The sequence below is a fragment of the Streptomyces calidiresistens genome (genome assembly GCF_014141525.1).
Lineage (GTDB): Bacteria > Actinomycetota > Actinomycetes > Streptomycetales > Streptomycetaceae > Streptomyces > Streptomyces calidiresistens.
This window is the reverse complement of sequence record NZ_VKHS01001009.1, coordinates 1-1,688: the sequence shown is the minus strand read 5'-3', so window position 1 is coordinate 1,688 and position 1,688 is coordinate 1. Positions and strand designations below refer to the sequence as shown.

Below are 1,688 nucleotides of genomic sequence, written 5' to 3'. Positions count from 1 at the left end.
CCCCATGCCGCGCCCTCCCCCCACCGGTGGACTCGTACGATGGACGGCATGAGTGATTCCCGCGCCGCCGGCCGCCGTGTCCTGCTCGCCGCCCCCCGTGGCTACTGCGCGGGGGTGGACCGTGCCGTCGTCGCCGTGGAGCAGGCGCTGGAGCAGTACGGCGCCCCGATCTACGTCCGACACGAGATCGTGCACAACAAGTACGTCGTCCGCACCCTGGAGAAGAAGGGCGCGATCTTCGTCGAGGAGACCTCCGAGGTCCCCGAGGGCGAGATCGTCATCTTCTCCGCCCACGGCGTCGCCCCCGAGGTCCACCGCGAGGCCGAACGCGGCAAGCTCGCCACCGTCGACGCCACCTGCCCCCTGGTCACCAAGGTGCACAAGGAGGCCGTGCGCTTCGCCCGCGAGGACTACGACATCCTCCTGATCGGCCACGAGGGCCACGAGGAGGTCATCGGCACCACCGGTGAGGCCCCCGACCACATCACGCTCGTGGACGGCCCGAAGGACGTGGAGAACGTCCGGGTGCGCAACCCGGAGAAGGTCGTCTGGCTCTCCCAGACCACCCTGTCGGTGGACGAGACCATGGAGACCGTGGGCGCGCTGAAGGACCGCTTCCCGAACCTGCTCAACCCGCCCAGCGACGACATCTGCTACGCCACCCAGAACCGGCAGACCGCGATCAAGGAGATCGCCGACCGCTCGGACCTCGTGCTGGTCGTGGGGTCGAGGAACTCCTCCAACTCCGTCCGGATGGTCGAGGTCGCCCTCGGTGCCGGCGCCCGCGCGGCCCACCTGGTCGACAACGCCTCCGAGATCGACGAGGCGTGGCTCGAGGGCGTGGAGACCATCGGTCTGTCCTCCGGCGCCTCGGTGCCCGAGGTGCTGGTCGAGGGCGTCATGGAGTGGCTCGCCGAGCGCGGTTTCGACGACGTGGAGGTCGTCCAGCCGGTCACCGAGCACATCCGCTTCTCGCTGCCCAAGGAACTGCGCCGCGACCTGCGGGCCGAGGCGAGGGCCAAGCTGGAGGTCTGACCGGGGCCACGGCCCCCGGGGACGACGCGCGACGCCTCGCGGCGGGCCGCTCCCCGGGCCCCGAACCCCCTCGAAGCCCTCCCGGGCCCGTTCCCGTCCCCCACCGGCACCGCCGGCGCCGGGGCGCGGAGCGGGCCCGGCGGTCTTCCCCGTCGGGTCGGGTGCGGGGTCGGGCATCGGGTCCGGGGGTGGAGCGCGCCGGGGCCCCGTCAGCCCCGGGCCGCGGCCCGGCGCCGGCGCAGCACCCGGGCGGAGCCCCGGGCCAGGACGATCGCGCCCGCCAGGAACGTCCCGGTGAACAGCCAGGGCGCCTCGAGCGCCAGCGTGGCCAGGAGATCGTCGAACCCGCCGGCCGCGACGGCCCCCAGGCCGAAGGCGATCGGGGCGGCCACCGGGGCGCAGATCAGATCGGCGGGTCGCACCATGACGGCCACCGTCGCGCAGGCCAGCAGGAAGACGAGGCCGTGCAGGACCGGCGCCCCGCCGACCAGGCGGCTCAGCCAACCGCCGGCGAGCATCGCCGCGCCGGCGAGAACGCCGCACCCCAGGCCGGTCAGGACCGGGCGGGGGCGCCGGGCGGTGCGGACGGCACGGCCCAGTCGGGACAGGGCCTCGACCACCGGGGGTCGAGGGGTGCGGCCGGGGCGTGTCTC

General features: G+C 74.2%; 2 protein-coding genes. One reads left to right on the top strand and one right to left on the bottom strand.

The window, feature by feature from the left end; genetic code table 11:
• Positions 1-48 precede the first annotated feature (48 nt).
• Complete coding sequence (locus FOE67_RS25000) at positions 49-1,035, top strand: 4-hydroxy-3-methylbut-2-enyl diphosphate reductase (RefSeq protein ID WP_182667089.1); 987 nt, start codon at positions 49-51, stop codon at positions 1,033-1,035.
• A gap of 209 nt (positions 1,036-1,244) precedes the next feature.
• Here the strand turns inward: FOE67_RS25000 and FOE67_RS24995 are convergent.
• The coding region (locus tag FOE67_RS24995; protein WP_323385470.1) for a DUF6542 domain-containing protein at positions 1,245-1,688 on the bottom strand (444 nt) is incomplete at its 5' end.

Coding starts and splice junctions, on each gene's coding strand:
- FOE67_RS25000 (WP_182667089.1), top strand. CDS start 49: ATGAGTGATTCCCGCGCCGCCGGCCGCCGTGTCCTGCTCGCCGCCCCC.